This window comes from Sphingomonadaceae bacterium OTU29LAMAA1 (assembly GCA_024072375.1).
In the GTDB taxonomy this organism is placed as follows: domain Bacteria; phylum Pseudomonadota; class Alphaproteobacteria; order Sphingomonadales; family Sphingomonadaceae; genus Sphingomonas.
On sequence record CP099617.1, the window covers coordinates 1,586,542 to 1,604,633 of the forward strand.

Sequence of the window (18,092 nt, forward strand, 5' to 3'; positions counted from 1 at the left end):
GTAAAGCACAAGGATCGAAACATGAAGATGACCGGCAACACCATCCTCGTCACGGGAGCTACGTCGGGGATTGGCAAAGCCTTGGCCGAAGCGTTCCATGCCTTAGGAAACACGGTGATCGTCGCGGGACGGCGGCAATCGCTTCTCGAGGAAATCGTGGCGGCGAACCCCGGCATGGAAGCCGTTACCCTCGATGTCGGCGATCGCGGAAGCATAGCCTCGGCAACGGCTGACGTGACGACCCGCTTCCCCGGCCTGAACGTCCTGATCAACAATGCGGGCATTATGCCGTTCGATGATCCCGCCGGCCCGATCGACGATGCGGTCAGCCAGCTCATCGTGGCAACCAACCTTCTTGGACCGATCAGGATGACCTCGGCACTGATCGAGCAGCTCAAGAGCCAGCCGCACGCCACGATCATCAATACCACGTCGGTGCTCGCCTTCGTGCCGCTCGCGAGCAACGCCGTCTACTCTGCGACGAAGGCCGCTCTTCATAGCTACTCGATGTCGCAGCGGTTCGCACTTCGCGACACCTCGGTGCGGGTGCAGGAGATCGCTCCGCCCTGGGTGGAGACCGGTCTGGTCGGCTCTGACCCCCGCGCCATGCCGCTGCAGGCCTTCATCGCCGAGACGATGAGCAAGCTCGCGTCCGATGACGAGGAGGTGATCGTGGACTCGATCAAGGACGTCCGTGATAACCCGGGCATCCACGAGCACGCCATGGTGAATGGCTTCAACCAGATGATGGTCGAGGTGCCGGTCCCCATTCCCCAGGCCGCTTGAACGCAAGACCGGGTCCGAGCCGGAAAAATGCCGGCAAAACAGTCACTGTGGCAAGATCAGGAATCATGGCGGCGCGCCGTGCCTCCCCTCATGTTCTCCGCCGCAGCCCGCAGACCTGCCCCGGGTGCCGGAAGCACCCTTTAAGTGGCGAGTACGCAGCTCTGGAAAGGAGCAGAACGATGGCGACGCCTAGTTTTATGGTCGGCGGCGAAATGTCGGTCAGTCGAATCGGCTTCGGGGCGATGCGCGTGACCGGCCCCGGTGTCTGGGGGCCGCCGCGCGATCCTCTCGCCACCTTGGAAACGTTGCGGCGCGTTCCCGAGCTCGGCATCACGCTCATCGACACCGCCGACAGCTACGGTCCGGACGTATCCGAGCCGCTGATCCGCGCGGCGCTTCACCCCTACCCGGCCGGGCTTCATATCGCGACCAAGGGAGGGTTGGAGCGGCCAGGACCCGACAGCTGGCGACCGAACGGTCGGCCGGAGTACCTGGTTCGCCAGGCGCATCGCAGCCGCGAGCTGCTTGGCGTCGAGTGCATCGATCTTTGGCAGCTTCATCGCATCGATCCGGCGGTGCCCCGCGACGAGCAGTTCGCCGCGGTCCGCCAGCTCATCGATACGGGTGTCATCCGCCATGCGGGCCTGAGTCAGGTCGGGATCGAGGAGATAGAGGCTGCTGGCCGCGTCTTCCCGGTCGCCACCGTTCAGAACCGCTACAATCTCGCCGACCGCGCCAGCGAGGGGGTGCTGGACCACTGCGAGGCTCGCGGCATCGGATTCATCCCGTGGTATCCCCTCGCGTCCGGACAGCTGACGGAGCGAGGCACTGTTCTCGACACAATCGCCCTCCGACACGAAGCAACGGCGGGCCAGATCGCGCTTGCCTGGCTCCTGCAGCGCAGCTCCGTGCTGCTGCCGATCCCAGGCACGTCCAATGTCGCCCACCTCGAGGAGAACTGGGCCGCAGGCGATATCACCCTCAGTGCGGAAGAGTTCGCCGCGCTCGACCACGCAACCCGCTGAGCCCAGCCCAGCAAGGATCTAGAACATGTGCGACATCTTCGACATCGAGCCCGAGTTCATCCACATGGAGGGCGCCGCTTTACGGATCGTCCGAGGGGGATCTACAACCGGAACGCCCCTGCTGCTCACCGCGCCCTGGCCGGAAAGCCTGTTCGCCTTTCATGCGGTCTGGCCGAGACTTGCCGCTCTGGGCCCGGTTGTCGCGGTCGATCTCCCCGGTTTCGGCCAGTCCGAATGGCGAGAGGACGTGATGTCACCGTCCACGATGGGCGCTTTCCTCCTACGACTGTTGGACCAGCTGGAGCTGCCGAAGGTCCACGCCATCGTCCCCGACGTCGGCACGCTGGCCGCGCTGTTCGCTGCAGCCGATCGGCCGGACTGCTTCGAGAGCATCGTCGCCGGCAGCGGCGGCGTCGCCATGGAGCTCCTGGGCGACCCGCTGAGGCAGATCGTGAACAGCGATCGTGGGAGCTTCGCCGGCCTGGACGGTGGCGAGCAGGTTGTTTCGCTGATCCGCTCGTCCGCGCGGCACCCCACCCCGGAGGCGGTGATCGAAGACTATCGCCGCTCGTCCGCCGGCAGCCGGTGGAACGAGGCCGCCGACTACGTGCGCGCCTACGCCACCGACCTGCCGCGCCTCTCCGGACTGCTAGGCCGGATCGAGACACCTGTGCTGGTCATCTCCGGCGACGCCGACCCGTTCGTTCCCCCCGCTAATGGCGAGCGGCTGTTCGCCGCCCTGCCACGTTGCGCGCACGACGTTGTGGAGAGCGGCCATTTCGTCTGGGAGGATGCGTACGACCGTTACGCCGACCTCGTCGATGCTTGGGTGCGAGGAGGCTACCGCGCAGCCTGAACTTGCGCCCGGTCCGCTGTCTCAGAACCGGGCGCCGCCAAGCGGCACTGCAATCCGCGCCGTTCAGCTGGGGGGGCAGCGGGCGCCCGTCTCGATCCACGCTTGGGTCAACGCCCCGAACTCCTCCTGCGTACCCGGCGCAGGCTTTCGGCCGACGCCCGGATGCCAGGCCCAGCCAACCAGCTTGTCCTTGCCGTGATGCTCGACTAGGTCGGCAAGCGTCTTGTGCCCGTTACGGGCCGGATTCTTGATCTGCCGACAGATCTCGCCGAGCGTCTTGCCCTGCCAGGCCATCTCGATCGGCGCGAGATGCCAGTTCGGATTGCCGGGAATGCTGCCCCTACCGTTCGCGAACACGACGTTGGCGGGACCGTGACATGTTGCGCATTCCAGCCCGGGCGCTCCCTGGCCTTCGGGTCCGCGGGTCACGGCGGGCTCATGAGGGACGAACGCATCGGTCTGTGTCGGCCGGTCGGTACGAGGGTGGCAGTTCATGCACCTGGGGCTCTGGATCACCTTGCCCATTTCGGTGAACAGCGCCTGGGACCGACGCGCGGGATCCCGGATGTCGGCGAACGCTCCGACCGGCTTCAGCTGGTCCCCGACAACCATGGGCGCGGTGTCGGCACCGCGCGCCAGGATGGCGACCGGCAGCGTCAGCGCCGAAGCGAGCAGCATAGGTAGGCCGAAGCGCATCAGACGTTACTCTCGTGGGCGAAGGGAAGACGTCGGACGCTTCGTCCAGTGAGCCGTCGCCAAGCGTTCGCCACCGCTGGCGCGATCGGCGGGAGACCTGGTTCGCCGACCCCGGTCGGCTTCTCCTCGGAGGCGATCACCGCGACCTCAACGTCGGGCATCTCGCCGATGCGGAGCGAGCGGTAGTCGTGGAAGTTGCTCTGCATGACTTGCCCGCCCTCCCCGAGCGTCAGGTCCCCATAGAGCGCATGGCCAAGGCCATACCCGATCCCGCCCTCCATCTGAGCGCGGATGACGTTGGGGTTGATCGGCACGCCGCAGTCCACCGCGCACCAGACCTTATGTACGCGCGGCAGGCCGTTCGCCCGGCGCGACACCTCCGCGATCTGTGCGACATAAGTCCCGAAGCTGCGGTGCATCGCCACGCCGAACGATCTGCCCGCCGCGGGTGGACGCCCCCAATCCGCCAGTTCGGCGACGCGTCGCAGGACGCCCTGCCCCCGCGAATCCTTCATTCGCGCGAGCCGCCCTGACACGGGGTCCTTGCCGCCGAGCTGCAGGAGTTCGTCAACAAAGGTCTCGACCGTATAGGCGGTGTGCGTGTTGCCCACCGACCGCCACCAGAGCGGCGGCACGGGACTTTGCATGACATGCACGCCGACACGGTGATTGTCCCAGTGGTAGCTGCTCTCGGTCGCTCCCTCGACCATGGTCGCATCCACACCGTTCTTCACCGCCACCGCCTCCATCGGCGACCCTACGAAGATCGATTGGCCAGCGATCACCTGATCCCAGGCGATGATGTCACCGTCACGATTCAGCCCCCCGCGCAGCTTGTGCACGAATATGGGTCGGTAGCGCCCTCCGGTGATGTCGTTCTCTCGCGTCCATACGAACTTGACCGGGGCGTTTGGATAGGCTGCCGCCGCGGCGCCGGCCTCGGTCGCGAAGTCCATGTTCGGTGTGGCGCGACGGCCGAACGAGCCTCCCGCGAACTGCTCGTGCAGCGTGACAGCCTCGGCCGGCAGATCCATGGAAGCGGCGATCGCCGCCATGTCGCCCGCCTGCCATTGGCTCCCCATCCACACGTCGGCGCGGTCACCGCGACGCTCGATCACCGCGTCGAGCGTTTCCATCGGTGCGTGTGCGAGGAAGGGGAAGACGTATGTTGCCTCTAGCGTTCGGGTCGCCGAGGCGAGAGCTGCCGCCGCGTCTCCCGTCTTCTCCGCTTCCTTGCCCGGGCTGGCCGCGGCGGCAGCCCACGTTCTGATGATCTCCTCGCTCGATCTGGTCTCGGCGGCCGACAGGTCCCAGTCTACCGTCAGCGCGGCCTTCCCCCGCATCGCCGGGTACGTCCCCTCGGCGTAGACCACGACGCCCTGCGGCACCACTTCCACCGCCACGACGCCCGGCACGGCGAGAGCCGGCGCCTTGTCGACCGATCGGACCCGCCCGCCGAACGAGGGCGGGTGAAGTATCGTCGCGGTGACCATGCCGGGGCGCATGATGTCGACCGTGAACACGGCGCTCCCATCGCTCTTCGCGACGCTGTCGAGCTTGGGCAGGTCCTTGCCGATGAGCGTCCAGCGGTCCGGCGTCTTCAGCACGGGCTTGTCGGGTACAGGGAGCCGCGCAGCCGCCTCGGCTAGCTCGCCGAAACGGGCGGTCCGGCCCCCGTGCGAGACGAGGCCGCGCGACACGGTCACCTCGCCAATGGGCACGCCCCAGCGCCGAGCCGCAGCCTCGACCAGCATCGCGCGTGCCGCAGCGCCGGCGGAGCGCATCTGGATCCAGCTGTTCGCCATGGCGGTCGAGCCGCCCGTCCCCATCGTGCCGAAGATCAGGTTCTTGTAGAGCGGATCGTTGGCCGGAGCGAACGCCATGCGCATCTGCGACCAGTCCGCGTCGAGCTCGTCCGCGACCATCGTGGTGAGACCCGTCGAAGGGCCCTGACCGAACTCGACGTGCTTGATGATCACAGTAACGCTGTCGTCCTGCGCGATCCGGACGAAGGCGTTGGGTGCGAAGGACGCGGACGCCTTCGGCATCGCGGCAGCACGCCGTCCCATCGGGACAGCGAAGCCGATGACCAGCGCCGCAGCCCCGATGAACTCCCGTCGCGAGGTTTGAGTAGTCATGCCCCCACCTCCGCCGCGGCGTTCTGGATCGCCTGCTTGATGCGGACGTACGTTGCACAGCGGCAAATATTACCGGTCATCGCATGGTCGATGTCCTCGTTGGTGGGCCTTGACTTGACGGCGAGCAGGCCGGCGGCCGACATGATCTGTCCTGATTGACAGAAGCCGCACTGAGGTACGTCAATTGCCACCCATGCCTTCTTCAGCGCTGCGGCGGCCGGGCCGGTCAAGCCCTCGATGGTCGTGACGCTCCGTCCAGCGACTGTAGCGACGGGCGTGACGCAGGACCGCCGGTTCTTGCCGTCAAGGTGCACCGTGCACGCTCCGCACTGAGCCACCCCGCACCCGTATTTGGTACCGGTGAGGTGCATCGTGTCCCGCAGGACCCAGAGCAAAGGCGTGTCCGGATCGCCCTCGAAGCGCGCCGATCTGCCGTTCAGGATGAATTCTGTTGCCACGGCCGCCTCTGCATCTGTGACGCTTACCGTGCTGTAGGAACGACGGGACGGGTACCCATACTTCGGCATGTACGGGACAACCCACCAGCGACGACCTGACGTCACTGCTGCGCAGGTTGGCGGAAGTCGCTACTCCCATTGATGGTAGGATCGCGCCTTCAGAGCGACTTGCGCCTGCCGGACGTTCAGCGACACGCAGCCTGCGGCGCAGAGTATGCGCGCCGCTGCTGCCGCTTGTGTAGGATCGAGCAGCAACGCTCATCAGCAAGCAGTACCGCTGCTAGTTGGAACACTTGACCGGAGAATGTGCGACTTTGGCAAGCATGGACCCGATTGGCAGCGAGCACGGGAAGGCGCCGCCAAGACGTGGGGGAGCAGGTCAGATCGACCGTGGCGACGATTAGTCGGACGACTTGACCATGTGAGCTGCCCCCTTCTGAGTGGTCCATCGACTATGAGAGTCTGGATCAAGGAAGGGACGACGAATGCCTGCCAAGAAGCACAAGCCCGAGGAGATCATCGGGAAGCTGCGTGAGGTTGAGATCATGCTGGGCCAGGGCGGGACGACCGCGGAGGCATGCCGCCGGATCGCGGTCAGCGAGCAGACTTACTACCGCTGGCGCAAGGAATATGGTGGCCTGAAGACGGATCAGGCTCGGCGAATGAAGGACCTGGAGAAGGAGAACCTGCGGCTGCGCCGTGCGATCTCGGACCTGACGCTCGACAAGCTCATTTTGCAGGAGGCCGCGCGGGGAAACTTCTGAGCCCCGCACGGCGCCGGCGCTGCATCGATCAGGTGAAGGAGACGCTGGATGTGTCCGAGCGACGGGTGTGCCGCGTGCTTGGCCAGCATCGGTCGACGCAGCGCAAGGTGCCGTGCGGGGCAGGCGACGAACAGACCCTGACCGAGGACATCATCGAGTTGGCCAGGCAGTACGGGCGCTACGGCTATCGTCGGGTGACCGCGCTGCTGCATGCCGCGGGGTGGTCGGTGAACCACAAGCGTGTCGAGCGCATCTGGCGTCGTGAGGGGCTGAAGGTACCGCAGAAGCAGCCGAAACGCGGCCGGCTATGGCTGAACGATGGCTCTTGCGTCCGGCTGCGGCCCGAATATCCGGGACATGTCTGGGCATACGACTTCGTCGAAGGGCGGACGCATGATGGCCGTAAGTTCCGCATCCTCACCATCATCGACGAGGCGAGCCCCGAGTGCTTGGCGCTGATCGTTGCGCGCCAGCTCAAGCATGAGGACGTATTGGCAGCACTTGCCGATCTGTTCATTGCTCGAGGCCCGCCGGCGCACATCAGATCGGATAATGGCAGCGAGTTTATCGCCATCGCGGTCCAGAAATGGCTCGGGCAGGTCGGCGTGAAGACGCTCTACATTACGCCGGGCTCGCCATGGGAGAACGGCTACAACGAGAGTTTCAACGGGTCGCTGCGCGACGAGCTGCTCAACGGCGAGATCTTCTACAGCCTCGCCGAGGCAAGAGTGCTGATCGAAGCATGGCGATGGCACTACAACACCGTCCGGCCGCACAGCAGCCTGGGCTACAGGCCGCCGGCGCCGGAAGCGGCGACACCGCCATTGCCGGTCTCCGGTTCCGCTTCGCTCCACCTCCGACCGGCAATGGCGGCGGAGACGACAATGCACTAACTATATACCCGGACCACCCGGTGGGGGCTGCTCAAGCGACCCGTCCGTTTTTTTGGGAGGACAGCGGACCGTCCGCTTTTGGGAGGGTGTAGCAATAGCCGACATTACGCAGGGCTGCTGCCGTTCGCGAAAAGGATCGAGAAATGGGAATGACGCACTTAACAGAGAAAGGTAAAGCCAGCCCTTAGGTAATACCCCGGTAGGCACACCGTCCGCTTTGTAAGCTGCACTAACCGAACCCGCGGCCTATCAAGCAATATGGCTGGAGCTGTTCGCTCATGGGAGATCACTGAATGTTCGGTAGCCTCGTGATGATTATAGCCGCCGCGATGGAACCCGCGGTTGCGGCCACCTTCTCCCATTCGGCCGCTCAGCGGGAAGGGATCGTGGCCGAGCAGATCATGCTACCCAAGACAATCTCAGCGATGACCTTCGCAGATGAACTTGTGGCTGCGGAGGGACTGACCTCGTGGAGCCCGCAGGACCCAACCAGCTCGCTACCAGGAGAGCCGTTGCAATGGCGAGCGCGCCACGCCTCAAATGGTCGCGAGGTCACCGTGTACTTTGCCCCGGATAAACAGTCGGTGTGCAGGGTGCGTCGGCCTCGTGGAGGCTTGTCCGATGGTCACTGGCAGGCGATCCGGTGGTGCGCCGCGTCGCTCGGCATCGTACTTCCCTTCAAACGGCAGCCACCTGTCCGTACGGACTGAGCACAGGTTCGATCGCGACGCCACTCCGACCCCGTTGCACGTGGGTCGGCTAATCTTTGGCCCTCTGCAAGCGTAGACGGTATGTGACTTGGAGATAATCCAGACGATGCCGTGTCTCATCGTCGAGACAGGCTAGATAGGCCGGATTTCCCCCCGTACCCCCATCCCAAAGGCTCTTTTCCGCATTGCATGAAGCATCGCGGTACCGGACCCAGAGTCTTTGCGCATCTCGCAACTTTTGCTGATCACCCGGATCAAGAACGCTCATGACCCGCCCATATAGCTTATTGAGGCTGCGATCCGCCTCTTCGTTCGATACAGCGAAGCAGGCAGATATAGCGGCGGTCGTTCCCTGCTGCCAACAGGCTGCCTTGCTCGATGCGGTGCTAGCTGCGCCTACCGCGCCTTCGCCACAGAAGCAGCCAACCAGTGTCGCCAGGAAGAAGAACAAATTCCTGTGCATCTGCCTTGATCCCGGGTTCGCTATTTGGTCATGCCACAAATGCCTTGCCTCACATAGCCCATTAGACGGACGGCGATCGTATGACCGGCGCCGTCTCACATTTGATCGAAAAATGGGAATCGAACCGCCTTCCCGAAATGCGGTGCGTACCGCATTTCTGGAAGGGTGGAGCAATAAACCTCGCGGCCAAGCCGTCGTTATGGTCTGGCAGAACGACGGTATGGGGCTTTCCAGCATTGCGAGCCGGACCATTTTCTTCTGAAACAGGCTGTAACGCGCCGGATTGGCCTCGACGCTGGTGATGTTGGCATTGAAGTAATCCGCCTCTGATGCCTTGATGCCGTTAGGTACAAGGTCGGGAACCGGCGCTCGCTGCGCGACGAAGTTCGCAAGCCGACGCTCGGTTGACGTACCGGCCGGATGATCGCGCCAGAACGCCACCATCATCCGGTTGGCCTCGTATTCGGCTTGCCAGCGCGTCAACGGCCGGCGTGCGACCTCCTGTATCCAATGGCCGAGCTCGTGCGCGACGAGCAGGTTGTTGAATATCTCGACATATTGCTGCTGCCCCGACAGGCCGAGCGTGCTGATCGCGGCGAAGCGTTCCATCGCTGCGCGCGTACCGGGGTCGATGACATCAAAGGGCACGATCACGACAGCGCGCTTGTAGGGGTCGTACCGGGTTGCTCCCGGCGCCGTTGCCAGTTCGACCGCAGGCTTGAACGGGGGCTTGCGTCCGCAGGCGACGACCGCTGCGTAGAATGCGTCGGCCACAGGCTGCGCCTGCACGATGGCCTCATTGGATGGTTGAACGGATGCGGTGGCCATGACGCTGGCCGCCGCCAGGAAGATCGAGCGGATCATGTTCTTGGTCCCTGAATTGGTAACGTACTGACCCGATCGCTCACTGGAGCGGCAGTAACAGGTCTGCGACTGCCTCATGTTCCGGCACCTCCGGGAAGAAGGTGATGCGCTGGCAGTAGAGCGGGAAGTCCCGCGCCTCCTCGCCGCTGGCGGGGAGCCAATCGCGGTAGAGGTACAGGGCCGCAGGCTCCAGATTGTCGGTGTTGCCGACGACGCGCAGCACCGCACAGCGTCCGCCGGGGATGGTGCCGGGTTTCACGTTCTCGGCATTTGCCTCGATCGGCCGATCTGTGCCGACGCACAGGTCCATGCGGTATTCGCCCGGGGGCGACGTGCGCGGATCGGAGTGAAAGACGTTGAAGGTCGAAGCGGTCTTCGGCGACAATCCCGTCGCCTTGCGCCAGGCGATGAACCGCTGGATGGTCGCACCGATCGTCGCCGGGTCGCCGCGATGCTCCATGATTGCCACCGGCGTCGGGGCTACGTCGCGGATCGTCACGTCGTCGGGGGTATAGGTCGTCTGCATGAGCTTGCTCCTCGCGTTGTCGAGAGGCCCGAAGGCCGCAAGCCACGGCTCCCAGTCGGGAGACTTCCTGAACGACGACGGCGACTGTCCGAACCGTTGCCGAAAGGCACGGGCGAAGGCATCCGGGGCGTCGTATCCGGCATCCATCGCTATGTCGGTGACGCTGTGCGCGTCCCGGTAGGCCAGCTGGTAGGATGCCCGCTTCATGCGGGCGAGCTGGACATAGCGATGCACGGACAGCCCGAAGGTCGCCGTAAACTGTCGGTGAAAGTGATATTTTGAGAAGGCCGCGATGCCGCTTACCGCATCCAGGTCCAGATCATCGTCGAGAAGCCGGTCGATATGATCCAGCACCCGCTGCATCCGGGCATGGTAATTGTAAAGCGCCGCCTTCATCGTCCTGTCCTCCGTGGCGACGCCAGCTAGGCGCTCCCGGATACGACGCGCTCGACCGATCTTGCGGTTGTAGCATTGTCGGCCAGCATTCTCGAATAGGAACCCGTTCCGGGAACGCTGCCCCGGCGATCGCGCAGATGGCCGTTCGGGCGTCCTCTTTCCCAAAATCTGTTCCCGATTGCTCTTTCCCAAAATTGCCGGTCGGAGATGCGAAAACGGGAATGATCGCACCTAGCGAATGACTGCTTTTGGAACCGCGGATCGCCAACCCGAGCGTTCGACTTTGGGCAAGAGCGGACGCTCCTCCCTCAGAAGCGAGCCATCAGGAAAGTACGCTTTTGGCGTGTTCCGTTCACTCGCTCCGCGCCGCCCCTTGTGGGAACGGGCTTCAGCCCAGCGGAAGGCGGGCAATGTCCTCTATTGATGGATGACAGCCCCAGCGACGCATCTAAGAGCCAGCGCTGGTAGGTAGTTCTGCACTATTGCGCATCGTGGAGCGGCGCGAGACGGCTCCGAAATGGATGCTAGCGATACCGACGAGCTTGTGAAACTGGTGTATTCGTGCGGTTTGCAAGCGGGTGCCGATCCCGCCACAAGCAGGTCGGATTGCCCGTTCTGTAACGATCGTATCGAGCTCTGCCGCGCCTGGCTTGCTGGCTTCAGCATTGGTCGTGCCACTCTATCCTCCGCCTAGGTTGATACAGCGATCGCAATCGCGGACGGATATCCTAGAATGCGGGAACGCTGAACAGCCTCTTTGTGGTTCGCTTGTCTGCACACGAATGCCGGGACGTGGGCGGAACCGCCGTTCCTGAAAAACGAGAAGCAAGCGAGATGACGGGGCGTTCCCATTCGGGATCGAGGATTTGGGATTCCGCCTCTCGCGCGATGACAGCTAAGCCGGATCGTGAGACTGATCGCGGTCGGCTTCGGCAAGGTTGAGTTGCGGCCGGCATCCTTCTGTGCGGACCGGCGTGAACAAGACCTTCGGACGGGTCAGGAAAGCGGCGTCGCCGAAGCGATCGGCGCGACCACGATTCTGTCCGGGCTCGCCGATTGGGCGATCGCAGCGATCGGCATTATGGCTTACAACGGTCGAGGCGGAAAAAGTCGCCCGATAAGCATCAGAGTGGCGACGCGATGCCCTTTGGTGCGTCAAGCAGGTAGCGGACTGTGCCCGCCCCGCCCCGGTACTTTACACAAGTCACCTCATAGACGCCCTCGCGCATCTGCAGGGGTGCGATGTTGGTCACTCGTGCGCAAAGGTGACGGTTCAAGTTGATGATGGTGGCGGCTGTCTTCTCGACGTCGACCTGGTCAGCCGGCTCCGGCTTGCGGTACATATCGGATAGCTCGCTTCCATCGCGGGCATAGCGGGTAGGATCGAGGCGATGACGTGTTTTAAGCGCACCCTTTTCGGAGATACTCAGCCCTAGCGTGTCGTCGCATTTGATCGACCAGGATAACTGCTTGCGGGTGGCATCGGCGCCCAATCGGATCGATTTGACCTCGCGGCAGTATCCTTCAAGAGCGCTGCGGCCTGCCCAGGGTGCCAGCTCGTTCGCATCGGCGAGCCTCTTGGCGCCCAGCTTCCGATACGCTGCTGGGGGGTTTACCGGGCTAATCGGCGCCCAGGCGTCAGGTCTGATCTGTTTATCCAACCGCGCAATCGCAAGGGTAGGATCGGGTCGAGGCGTGTTCCGAGGAGTAGGCTCGGACGACTTAGGATCGGAGGGAGCGGAACACCCGGCAACGAGCATGCACGACAGGGCGCTGATCACGAGCCGCAAAGGTGTCTCCGACCTTCCAGAACAAGAGCCAAGGGACATCCCGGCTGCGATGCCATAATGGCGAACCCGAGCTTGCAAAGCTATAAGGCTGGGAGAGCCTGCCTCTCGCTGCCTTGAAGCGCGCGACGTCATCTCGAACCCGCACCGGCGCATCCCGTCCGTCGAACTTACATCCTTCCTTCGAGTGAACGCGGAGGGAGCGTCAGGACCAGCGTGCATTGCTCGGGCTGCACGGCGGATACGATGCGAAATAGCCGATCAACGGGATAGGTTTCGATGTTTAACTCAAAGCCAGGCGGCTAGACGGTCAGCCGCTTCAGGGTCTCGACCAGATCGGCCACGCTCTCAACTTTGGCGCGGTACACGATGTGGCGACCGTCCCTGGTCGACGAGACCAGGCCGGCGTGCGTGAGGATGGTCAGGTGGCTGGACATGGTGTTAGCTGGGACGCCCAGCCCGCTCGCCAGGTCCCCGGCGCTGCATGCCCCCTTCTCCACCAGCATCGCGACGCAGCGATAGCGGGTCGGCTGCGCGAGCGCGCTGAGCACGGCGATCGTGTGCGACAGTTCCATATTACCAGAATAGTCAGGATTCGACGGAAATCAACCTACGCGGTTCACCAGACAACAAAAAATGCGTTAACCATCAAAATCGTACACGGCGTTTCCAGAAGTATTGAAATGTTAGCATGCCGCTCCCCATCTGGCAGCGCAGAGGGCCACGACTGCCGGCTCTCCCGAGAAGGACCTCTCTACACGTTGGAAAGGACTGGCCGATGTACGCTGGTTTGGAAGCCCTGCAGATCCCCCGCAGCAGATACGAGTCGCGAGCGTTCGACATGCCGGACCCGCTCGACCCGGACAGCTGCCGCGATCTGCCGTTCGTCGTCACGCGCCGCCGCCTCGTCCGGCTCGCCCTAGTTGCCGCGGAGACGGGAGCCCGGTTCCAGCGGGAGGGGCTCGACTATGATCCGGTGGCCTGGATGCTCGCGCCGCGCGAGCTGTTCGAAGGACGTGACGGCATCGAGGGGGCGCTCGATCTCTCCGGCTGCCTGCGCGCCATCCTCCTGCACGGGCTCGGTATGGGCCTGGATGCCGACCCCGCGCTCGTCGACGATCTGCTCGCGGACGAGCCCGCCGGCGATGATCCCTCCCCGATGATGGCGTGATGCGCGGACGGACGAGGAGAACCGACATGAAGACGCGGAAATTTCCCCGCCTGACCCATCCGCCCGGGCGTCCGACCCGCGCGCGCGGGGCGTCGCCACCCGTTCGCGCGCGGCCCGAGGTCGCCACGGGTCCCGGCGACCAAGCGACGCCGGCGGACACGCCACGACCGGCGGCGCGCAGGCTCGTCAGGCCGAAGCGTGGGCGCAGCACGCTCGAACGGATGGTGCCCCGCCCTCGCCTGTTCACGGCGACGATCGCCTACGCGGACGGCGGCGTCATGATCCAGGCGTTCCACGCCTCGGTCGCGAGCCATCCGGCAGAGGTCGTCCAGAAGCTCCGCTCCCGCTTCGGCGACGAGGTGCTGGCGATCGCCGAGCTGCGCGTCGGCTTCCATCCGGCCTCGCCCATCGTGATATCGCTGGTGCCGCCCCCCGTGGCGGACATGATCAGGCTGACCGAGCGCAACAGCGAGGCGCCCGCGGGCATCTCGTTCACGGTCGACATCGAGCAGCGCATCGAGATCTGAAGGTCCGGCTCGGTGACACGCCAGGGCTTCTGCCCGATCAAATCCAGGAGACGAGAAGATGGAGAAGTCGGCAGCTGCCGGCGGCATGGACGCGTCCGACGTGCGCGTCCTGCACCGGGTCGATCTGACGGAGGGTCCGACCGGATCCGGGGACGTCGCGAACACGCGGGTGGGCGTAGCGGTCGACGTCGAGACCACCGGCAAGGTCCTGGAGACCGGTGCGATCATCGAGCTTGCGCTGCGTCGGTTCCGCTTCGACGCGGACGGCGTGATCACCCACGTCGATCGCAGCTACTGCTGGCGGGAGGATCCCTGCTTTCCCATCCCCGAGGAGATCGTCAGTCTTACCGGGATCACCGACGGCGACGTCGCGGGAGAGAGGATCGACGATGAGGTGGCGCTTCGGCTTCTTCGCTCGGCCTCGATCGTCGTGGCCCACAATGCGGCATTCGACCGTCCGTGGATCGAGCGTCGGCTGGACGGGGTAGCCGATCTCGACTGGGCCTGTTCTATGTCGCAGGTGGACTGGCGCGCCCGCGGCTTCGACGGACTGGGTCTGGGCTATCTGCTCTGCCAGGCTGGCTGGTTCCACGATGCCCATCGCGGCGCATCGGACGTCGACGCCCTGATCCAGCTTCTCCGCCACGAATTCGACGACGGACGGACGGCGCTGTCCCTTCTGCTCGAGCGTGCCGCGCGGCCATCGTGGATCCTGCGCGCGCACGGTGCGGCGTTCGAGGTCAAGGACGTGCTTCGCGGACGTGGCTACCGCTGGGACGCGGGCCGCCGGGTCTGGTGGACTGAAGTCGCCGACGAGGGCCGGACAGCGGAGGAGTTCTGGCTCGCCGCCAACGTGTACGCCGCCGGGAAGGACGCACGCTCGATGGGGCCCGCGTTCGAGGAGGTGAGCGCAGCCACGCGGTTCCGCTAGTTCGCGCCGCCGTCCGGATCGACGGCCAAGGCAGCGAGCTGGATCGTCCGCTCACTGTCCCCGGAGACGCCGGAGGCCGTCGACCCGTCGCGATCGGCGGTACCGTGCGGCAGCCTGCCGAAGCGCTCCGCGAGGAAGTCCAGGGTCGCTCGAACCCGGGGATCGTGGCGCAGTCTCTCGTGCGCCAGCAGCCAGAGGCCCCGTTCGCCCTCCGGCATCGGCGGCAGGCAGCGCGTCAGGTCGGGGTACATGTCCGCGACCAGGCACGGCAGCGCCGCGATGCCTAGCCCGGCGCGGACCGCCGAGAGCATTCCCACGGACGAGTCGTGATCGACCGCCACCTGGTCGGCCAGGCCGTGCCGTTCCAGCCATTCCCGGTAGTATTTCCTGACTCCGGGCTCTCCCCCGCCGATCAGCACATGATCCACGAGATCGCGCCGCCCGGCCGGCATGCCGCGTCGCTCCGCATATCCGATGCTGCAGTAGATCCCCCAGTCGTCGGAGGCGACGCGTCGCCCGACCAGCCCCGCCCCTTCGGGCCGCACGCACGAGCGCAGCGCCACGTCGGCGGCGCCGCCGGCGAGATCGCGCAGGGCGTCGGTAGTTTCCAGCTGGAGCCGTATGCCGGGATAGGCTTCATGGAAGTCGCCGAGCATCGGCGCGAGAACGGTGGACGCGTAGATCTCGCCGATGGTCAGCCTGACCGTGCCTGTGATCAGGCGGGTTCCGGCGGCGGCGGCCTCGCCGAGCGACGTCGCTTCTCTCTCCACTTCGAGTGCACGGGGCAGCAGCGTACGCCCCTGCTCCGTCAGCCTGTATCCGGTAGGAACGCGGTCGAAGAGCGGTACGCCGAGCGCCTTCTCGAGCGCCGCTATACGGCGAGCCGCCGTGGTCTGGCTGACGCCGAGCTGTCGCGCAGCCGCAAGCGTGCTGCCGGTCTGCGCGACGGCGATGAAGTAGCGGACGTCGTTCCAGTCGAACATGCGGCGGTTCTGCAACTTTGCAGAAGGTCCTTGCAACATCGTTGTTAGGCTTGATCGGGGGACCGGGCGTATCCGGTCCGCACGCAGGGCCAGACCTGCTTTCGGAGACAGATCATGAAGCGCTTCATCCTGATCGCGGCATTCGCCGCGAGCGGTCTCGTCGTGTCCGCATCCGCTCAGGGGCGTGAGGGCACGGTCGTCGTCTCGCACGCAGATCTCGACCTCGGCCGCGAGGAGGACGTGGCCCGGCTCGATCTTCGCATCGCGCATGCCGCGAGCGAGGCGTGCGGCACGGTCTCGCAGTTCGATCTGGAGGGAACGGTCGCGAAGCCCCGCTGCGAACGCGGCGCCATCGCTGCCGCGCGTGACGTCCGCGACAGCCTGGTCGCCCAGGCGTCTCCTCGGCCGCGAGGCAAAAAATAGCGGGACGCTGAGCTATAGCGACCCGTCTCCGCGCATAGACCGAACAGACGTAGGCATCCGCTCGGCGGTATCGCCGACGATGCGAAGTGCGACACGCGTACTCAGCCGCAGCGCTAGGTCCCGTCGCTTCGCAGAACCGAAGTTCGGAGCGACGTGCCCAGCTGCCGTGCGAACCATGGAGCCTCGTCGGGTGACACCTGCATCGGCATCGCCTGAAGACCGCGGTCGCGCAGCCAGGCGAAGCGATGTCGCCCGTCGGTGAAGCACACGGCCTCGCCATCGCGGTTCGCGACACACATCTCGATGCTGTTGCCGGCTTCGATCCATTGTCCGACCTTGGGATAGCGGAGCTCGTGCGCGCCGCTGCGGCCGCCGGGACCTACCCATTGATCGCTCCGCTTCCATGCGGCGTCGAAAAGCACCGGATCGATCCAGACGACCGCGTCGGGCTCGGCATCCGGCCAGGAACTGTGGGGATGCCTCTCGGTCCAGTTCAGCGTCAGTTCCGGAACGTCGTGATCATCAGCCATCCGAAGCCTCCTTCATCTCGCGATGGATGACCCGGTGGCAGTTGGCGCATAGGCACATGAGGTCCTCCAGGCGGGTTACGTGCCCCTCCTGCATGGCGGCGACCCGCGTCTCGCGATGATGGACTTCGATGCACGCCTCCCCCAGCACCGAACCGAATGTCGTGACTGGATCCATGAGGCATCGCTCGCAGAAGAGCCGATCATGCTCTGCGCGGAACCGGGCTCGCTTCGCGGCGGCGAGCCCCGCTCCTCGTTCGCGCCGCAGGTGCTGGACGAGCCGTGGCCGACCTTCGGCCCACGCCCGGTCCTCGTCGCTGCCCGGAAACGCGGTCAGAGGCTCTGCGTCGTGCTTGGCGACGACGGGGTAGCCATGATGCCGAAGAATTCGGAACGCCGGCGTCCCGTCGCCGCCGCGGAAGTTCTCGGGGCCGACTGGAAACCCGAGGGCCTCGGCGGCTGCAAGGCCGAACACCGCCTTCGGGGGGAGACGGCGGCCGTCGAACAGGACGTCGTAGGTCGTGGACTCCGCGAACGGATGATCGGTATCGCCGTCTACGAGCCGTCGCGCCGCCCGAAGCAGATGCTCGCCGTTCAGGGCTGCGAACGTCTCGGCCAGGAAGCGCTGATCGTGGCGCTGAGAGGGCCATGCGCCCTGCTCACGTAGAAAGCGCAGCATCTCGGCCGCCTCCGCATGGCTGAAGAGCCGTCTGCGATACTCTCCTCTCCCATTCGGCTTCACTTCCCCGAAGCGCTCGGTCGCAGCTGCGAAGAGCCGGGGAAGCTCGGCCAGCACGGGTCCCCGCAGGTAGAAGTTGACGTGGCCTGGGCGTGCCTGGACGGAGAATGGATTACGCTGCCTGTCGGGCCACTGCAGCTCCACCGATCTGACCGCGCTGTCGTAGGGGACCAGTCGGAACCCCGCCGCACCCGCATGCGCGATCAGATAGTCGAAGGCCGCCAGAGCACCCGAGCCGATCGCGAAGACGTCGCGCACCTTCGCCAATCCCGGATCCATCCCGTCCCCCGCCGTCAGAAGCCACGTCCTGGTACGCAGCTCCGCCGACTGGCGTAGCGATCGTGACGCGGGAGCGACAGGGCCTAAGCCGCACGTGCTGCCGCGACGGGGGCGCGGCCAGGTGGGCAGACACCCCTGACGGCTCAGGGA

At 65.1% G+C, this 18,092-nt stretch carries 18 protein-coding genes; 8 read left to right on the forward strand and 10 right to left on the reverse strand.

From position 1 onward, the window contains the following. Positions 1 to 21: 21 nt before the first annotated feature. From NF699_07910 to NF699_07920, 3 genes are all read left to right on the forward strand, one after another. Positions 22 to 786: an SDR family NAD(P)-dependent oxidoreductase gene (locus tag NF699_07910; protein USU06570.1), complete on the forward strand. Its 765-nt coding sequence runs from the start codon at positions 22 to 24 to the stop codon at positions 784 to 786. Positions 787 to 965: 179 nt separating this feature from the next. Beyond that, entirely contained in the window at positions 966 to 1,811 is an 846-nt protein-coding gene (locus NF699_07915) for an aldo/keto reductase (protein ID USU06571.1), read from the forward strand. Positions 1,812 to 1,836: 25 nt separating this feature from the next. Continuing rightward, positions 1,837 to 2,667, forward strand: coding sequence for an alpha/beta hydrolase (locus NF699_07920; protein ID USU06572.1), 831 nt, complete (start codon positions 1,837 to 1,839; stop codon positions 2,665 to 2,667). A 63-nt stretch (positions 2,668 to 2,730) separates the two neighbouring features. Here the strand turns inward: NF699_07920 and NF699_07925 are convergent, their stop codons facing one another. The 3 genes from NF699_07925 to NF699_07935 are packed head-to-tail and all read right to left on the reverse strand — an operon-like array spanning position 2,731 to position 5,959. Beyond that, positions 2,731 to 3,345 (reverse strand): Isoquinoline 1-oxidoreductase subunit, encoded by a 615-nt coding sequence (locus NF699_07925; GenBank protein USU06573.1) that lies wholly within the window; start codon positions 3,343 to 3,345, stop codon positions 2,731 to 2,733. Between the two features lie 17 nt (positions 3,346 to 3,362). After that, the gene (locus NF699_07930) at positions 3,363 to 5,501 is read right to left on the reverse strand and encodes a xanthine dehydrogenase family protein molybdopterin-binding subunit (protein ID USU06574.1); all 2,139 of its coding nucleotides are present in this window, start codon (positions 5,499 to 5,501) and stop codon (positions 3,363 to 3,365) included. Beyond that, entirely contained in the window at positions 5,498 to 5,959 is a 462-nt protein-coding gene (locus NF699_07935; protein ID USU06575.1) for a (2Fe-2S)-binding protein, read from the reverse strand. Before NF699_07935 ends, NF699_07930 begins: the two co-directional genes overlap by 4 nt. 485 nt (positions 5,960 to 6,444) lie before the next feature. Between NF699_07935 and NF699_07940 the strand changes: the two genes are divergently transcribed. Then, a protein-coding gene (locus NF699_07940) for an IS3 family transposase (protein ID USU06576.1) occupies positions 6,445 to 7,616 on the forward strand; the annotation gives its coding sequence in 2 pieces (ribosomal slippage) (positions 6,445 to 6,709 and positions 6,709 to 7,616; 1,173 coding nt in all). Between the two features lie 759 nt (positions 7,617 to 8,375). Here the strand turns inward: NF699_07940 and NF699_07945 are convergent. The 4 genes from NF699_07945 to NF699_07960 form a co-directional block, all read right to left on the reverse strand. After that, positions 8,376 to 9,653, reverse strand: coding sequence for a DUF1311 domain-containing protein (locus tag NF699_07945; protein ID USU06577.1), 1,278 nt, complete (start codon positions 9,651 to 9,653; stop codon positions 8,376 to 8,378). A gap of 40 nt (positions 9,654 to 9,693) precedes the next feature. After that, the gene (locus tag NF699_07950; GenBank protein ID USU06578.1) at positions 9,694 to 10,575 is read right to left on the reverse strand and encodes a GyrI-like domain-containing protein; all 882 of its coding nucleotides are present in this window, start codon (positions 10,573 to 10,575) and stop codon (positions 9,694 to 9,696) included. A gap of 1,124 nt (positions 10,576 to 11,699) precedes the next feature. Continuing rightward, positions 11,700 to 12,236 carry a hypothetical protein gene (locus tag NF699_07955; GenBank protein ID USU06579.1) on the reverse strand — a complete coding sequence of 179 codons (537 nt, stop codon included), beginning with the start codon at positions 12,234 to 12,236 and terminating at the stop codon, positions 11,700 to 11,702. A gap of 428 nt (positions 12,237 to 12,664) precedes the next feature. Next, the gene (locus NF699_07960; GenBank protein ID USU06580.1) at positions 12,665 to 12,937 is read right to left on the reverse strand and encodes a metalloregulator ArsR/SmtB family transcription factor; all 273 of its coding nucleotides are present in this window, start codon (positions 12,935 to 12,937) and stop codon (positions 12,665 to 12,667) included. A 203-nt stretch (positions 12,938 to 13,140) separates the two neighbouring features. On the opposite strand from NF699_07960, the gene NF699_07965 reads away from it, so the two are divergent. The 3 genes from NF699_07965 to NF699_07975 are packed head-to-tail and all read left to right on the forward strand — an operon-like array spanning position 13,141 to position 14,991. Next, complete coding sequence (locus NF699_07965) at positions 13,141 to 13,533, forward strand: hypothetical protein (GenBank protein ID USU06581.1); 393 nt, start codon at positions 13,141 to 13,143, stop codon at positions 13,531 to 13,533. A gap of 26 nt (positions 13,534 to 13,559) precedes the next feature. Next, positions 13,560 to 14,060, forward strand: a complete 501-nt coding sequence (locus NF699_07970; protein USU06582.1) for a hypothetical protein — start codon at positions 13,560 to 13,562, stop codon at positions 14,058 to 14,060. Between the two features lie 58 nt (positions 14,061 to 14,118). Then, positions 14,119 to 14,991, forward strand: coding sequence for a 3'-5' exonuclease (locus NF699_07975; GenBank protein USU06583.1), 873 nt, complete (start codon positions 14,119 to 14,121; stop codon positions 14,989 to 14,991). On the opposite strand, the gene NF699_07980 is transcribed toward NF699_07975, so the two are convergent. Next, the gene (locus tag NF699_07980) at positions 14,988 to 15,974 is read right to left on the reverse strand and encodes a LysR family transcriptional regulator (GenBank protein USU06584.1); all 987 of its coding nucleotides are present in this window, start codon (positions 15,972 to 15,974) and stop codon (positions 14,988 to 14,990) included. The two genes, NF699_07975 and NF699_07980, sit on opposite strands and share 4 nt — an antisense overlap. 114 nt (positions 15,975 to 16,088) lie before the next feature. On the opposite strand from NF699_07980, the gene NF699_07985 reads away from it, so the two are divergent. Further along, the gene (locus NF699_07985; protein USU06585.1) at positions 16,089 to 16,397 is read left to right on the forward strand and encodes a UrcA family protein; all 309 of its coding nucleotides are present in this window, start codon (positions 16,089 to 16,091) and stop codon (positions 16,395 to 16,397) included. A 113-nt stretch (positions 16,398 to 16,510) separates the two neighbouring features. On the opposite strand, the gene NF699_07990 is transcribed toward NF699_07985, so the two are convergent. Then, entirely contained in the window at positions 16,511 to 16,927 is a 417-nt protein-coding gene (locus tag NF699_07990; protein USU06586.1) for a hypothetical protein, read from the reverse strand. Then, on the reverse strand, positions 16,920 to 17,930 hold the full coding sequence (locus tag NF699_07995) for a hypothetical protein (protein USU06587.1): 1,011 nt from the start codon (positions 17,928 to 17,930) through the stop codon (positions 16,920 to 16,922). Before NF699_07995 ends, NF699_07990 begins: the two co-directional genes overlap by 8 nt. Positions 17,931 to 18,092: the final 162 nt, after the last annotated feature.

What these genes read in the sequence shown, in the direction of transcription:
- NF699_07910 (USU06570.1), top strand. Translation starts at nt 22, where the DNA reads ATGAAGATGACCGGCAACACCATCCTCGTCACGGGAGCTACGTCGGGG.
- NF699_07915 (USU06571.1), top strand. Translation starts at nt 966, where the DNA reads ATGGCGACGCCTAGTTTTATGGTCGGCGGCGAAATGTCGGTCAGTCGA.
- NF699_07920 (USU06572.1), top strand. Translation starts at nt 1,837, where the DNA reads ATGTGCGACATCTTCGACATCGAGCCCGAGTTCATCCACATGGAGGGC.
- NF699_07925 (USU06573.1), bottom strand. Translation starts at nt 3,345, where the DNA reads ATGCTGCTCGCTTCGGCGCTGACGCTGCCGGTCGCCATCCTGGCGCGC.
- NF699_07930 (USU06574.1), bottom strand. Translation starts at nt 5,501, where the DNA reads ATGACTACTCAAACCTCGCGACGGGAGTTCATCGGGGCTGCGGCGCTG.
- NF699_07945 (USU06577.1), bottom strand. Translation starts at nt 9,653, where the DNA reads ATGATCCGCTCGATCTTCCTGGCGGCGGCCAGCGTCATGGCCACCGCA.
- NF699_07950 (USU06578.1), bottom strand. Translation starts at nt 10,575, where the DNA reads ATGAAGGCGGCGCTTTACAATTACCATGCCCGGATGCAGCGGGTGCTG.
- NF699_07960 (USU06580.1), bottom strand. Translation starts at nt 12,937, where the DNA reads ATGGAACTGTCGCACACGATCGCCGTGCTCAGCGCGCTCGCGCAGCCG.
- NF699_07965 (USU06581.1), top strand. Translation starts at nt 13,141, where the DNA reads ATGTACGCTGGTTTGGAAGCCCTGCAGATCCCCCGCAGCAGATACGAG.
- NF699_07970 (USU06582.1), top strand. Translation starts at nt 13,560, where the DNA reads ATGAAGACGCGGAAATTTCCCCGCCTGACCCATCCGCCCGGGCGTCCG.
- NF699_07975 (USU06583.1), top strand. Translation starts at nt 14,119, where the DNA reads ATGGAGAAGTCGGCAGCTGCCGGCGGCATGGACGCGTCCGACGTGCGC.
- NF699_07980 (USU06584.1), bottom strand. Translation starts at nt 15,974, where the DNA reads ATGTTCGACTGGAACGACGTCCGCTACTTCATCGCCGTCGCGCAGACC.
- NF699_07985 (USU06585.1), top strand. Translation starts at nt 16,089, where the DNA reads ATGAAGCGCTTCATCCTGATCGCGGCATTCGCCGCGAGCGGTCTCGTC.
- NF699_07990 (USU06586.1), bottom strand. Translation starts at nt 16,927, where the DNA reads ATGGCTGATGATCACGACGTTCCGGAACTGACGCTGAACTGGACCGAG.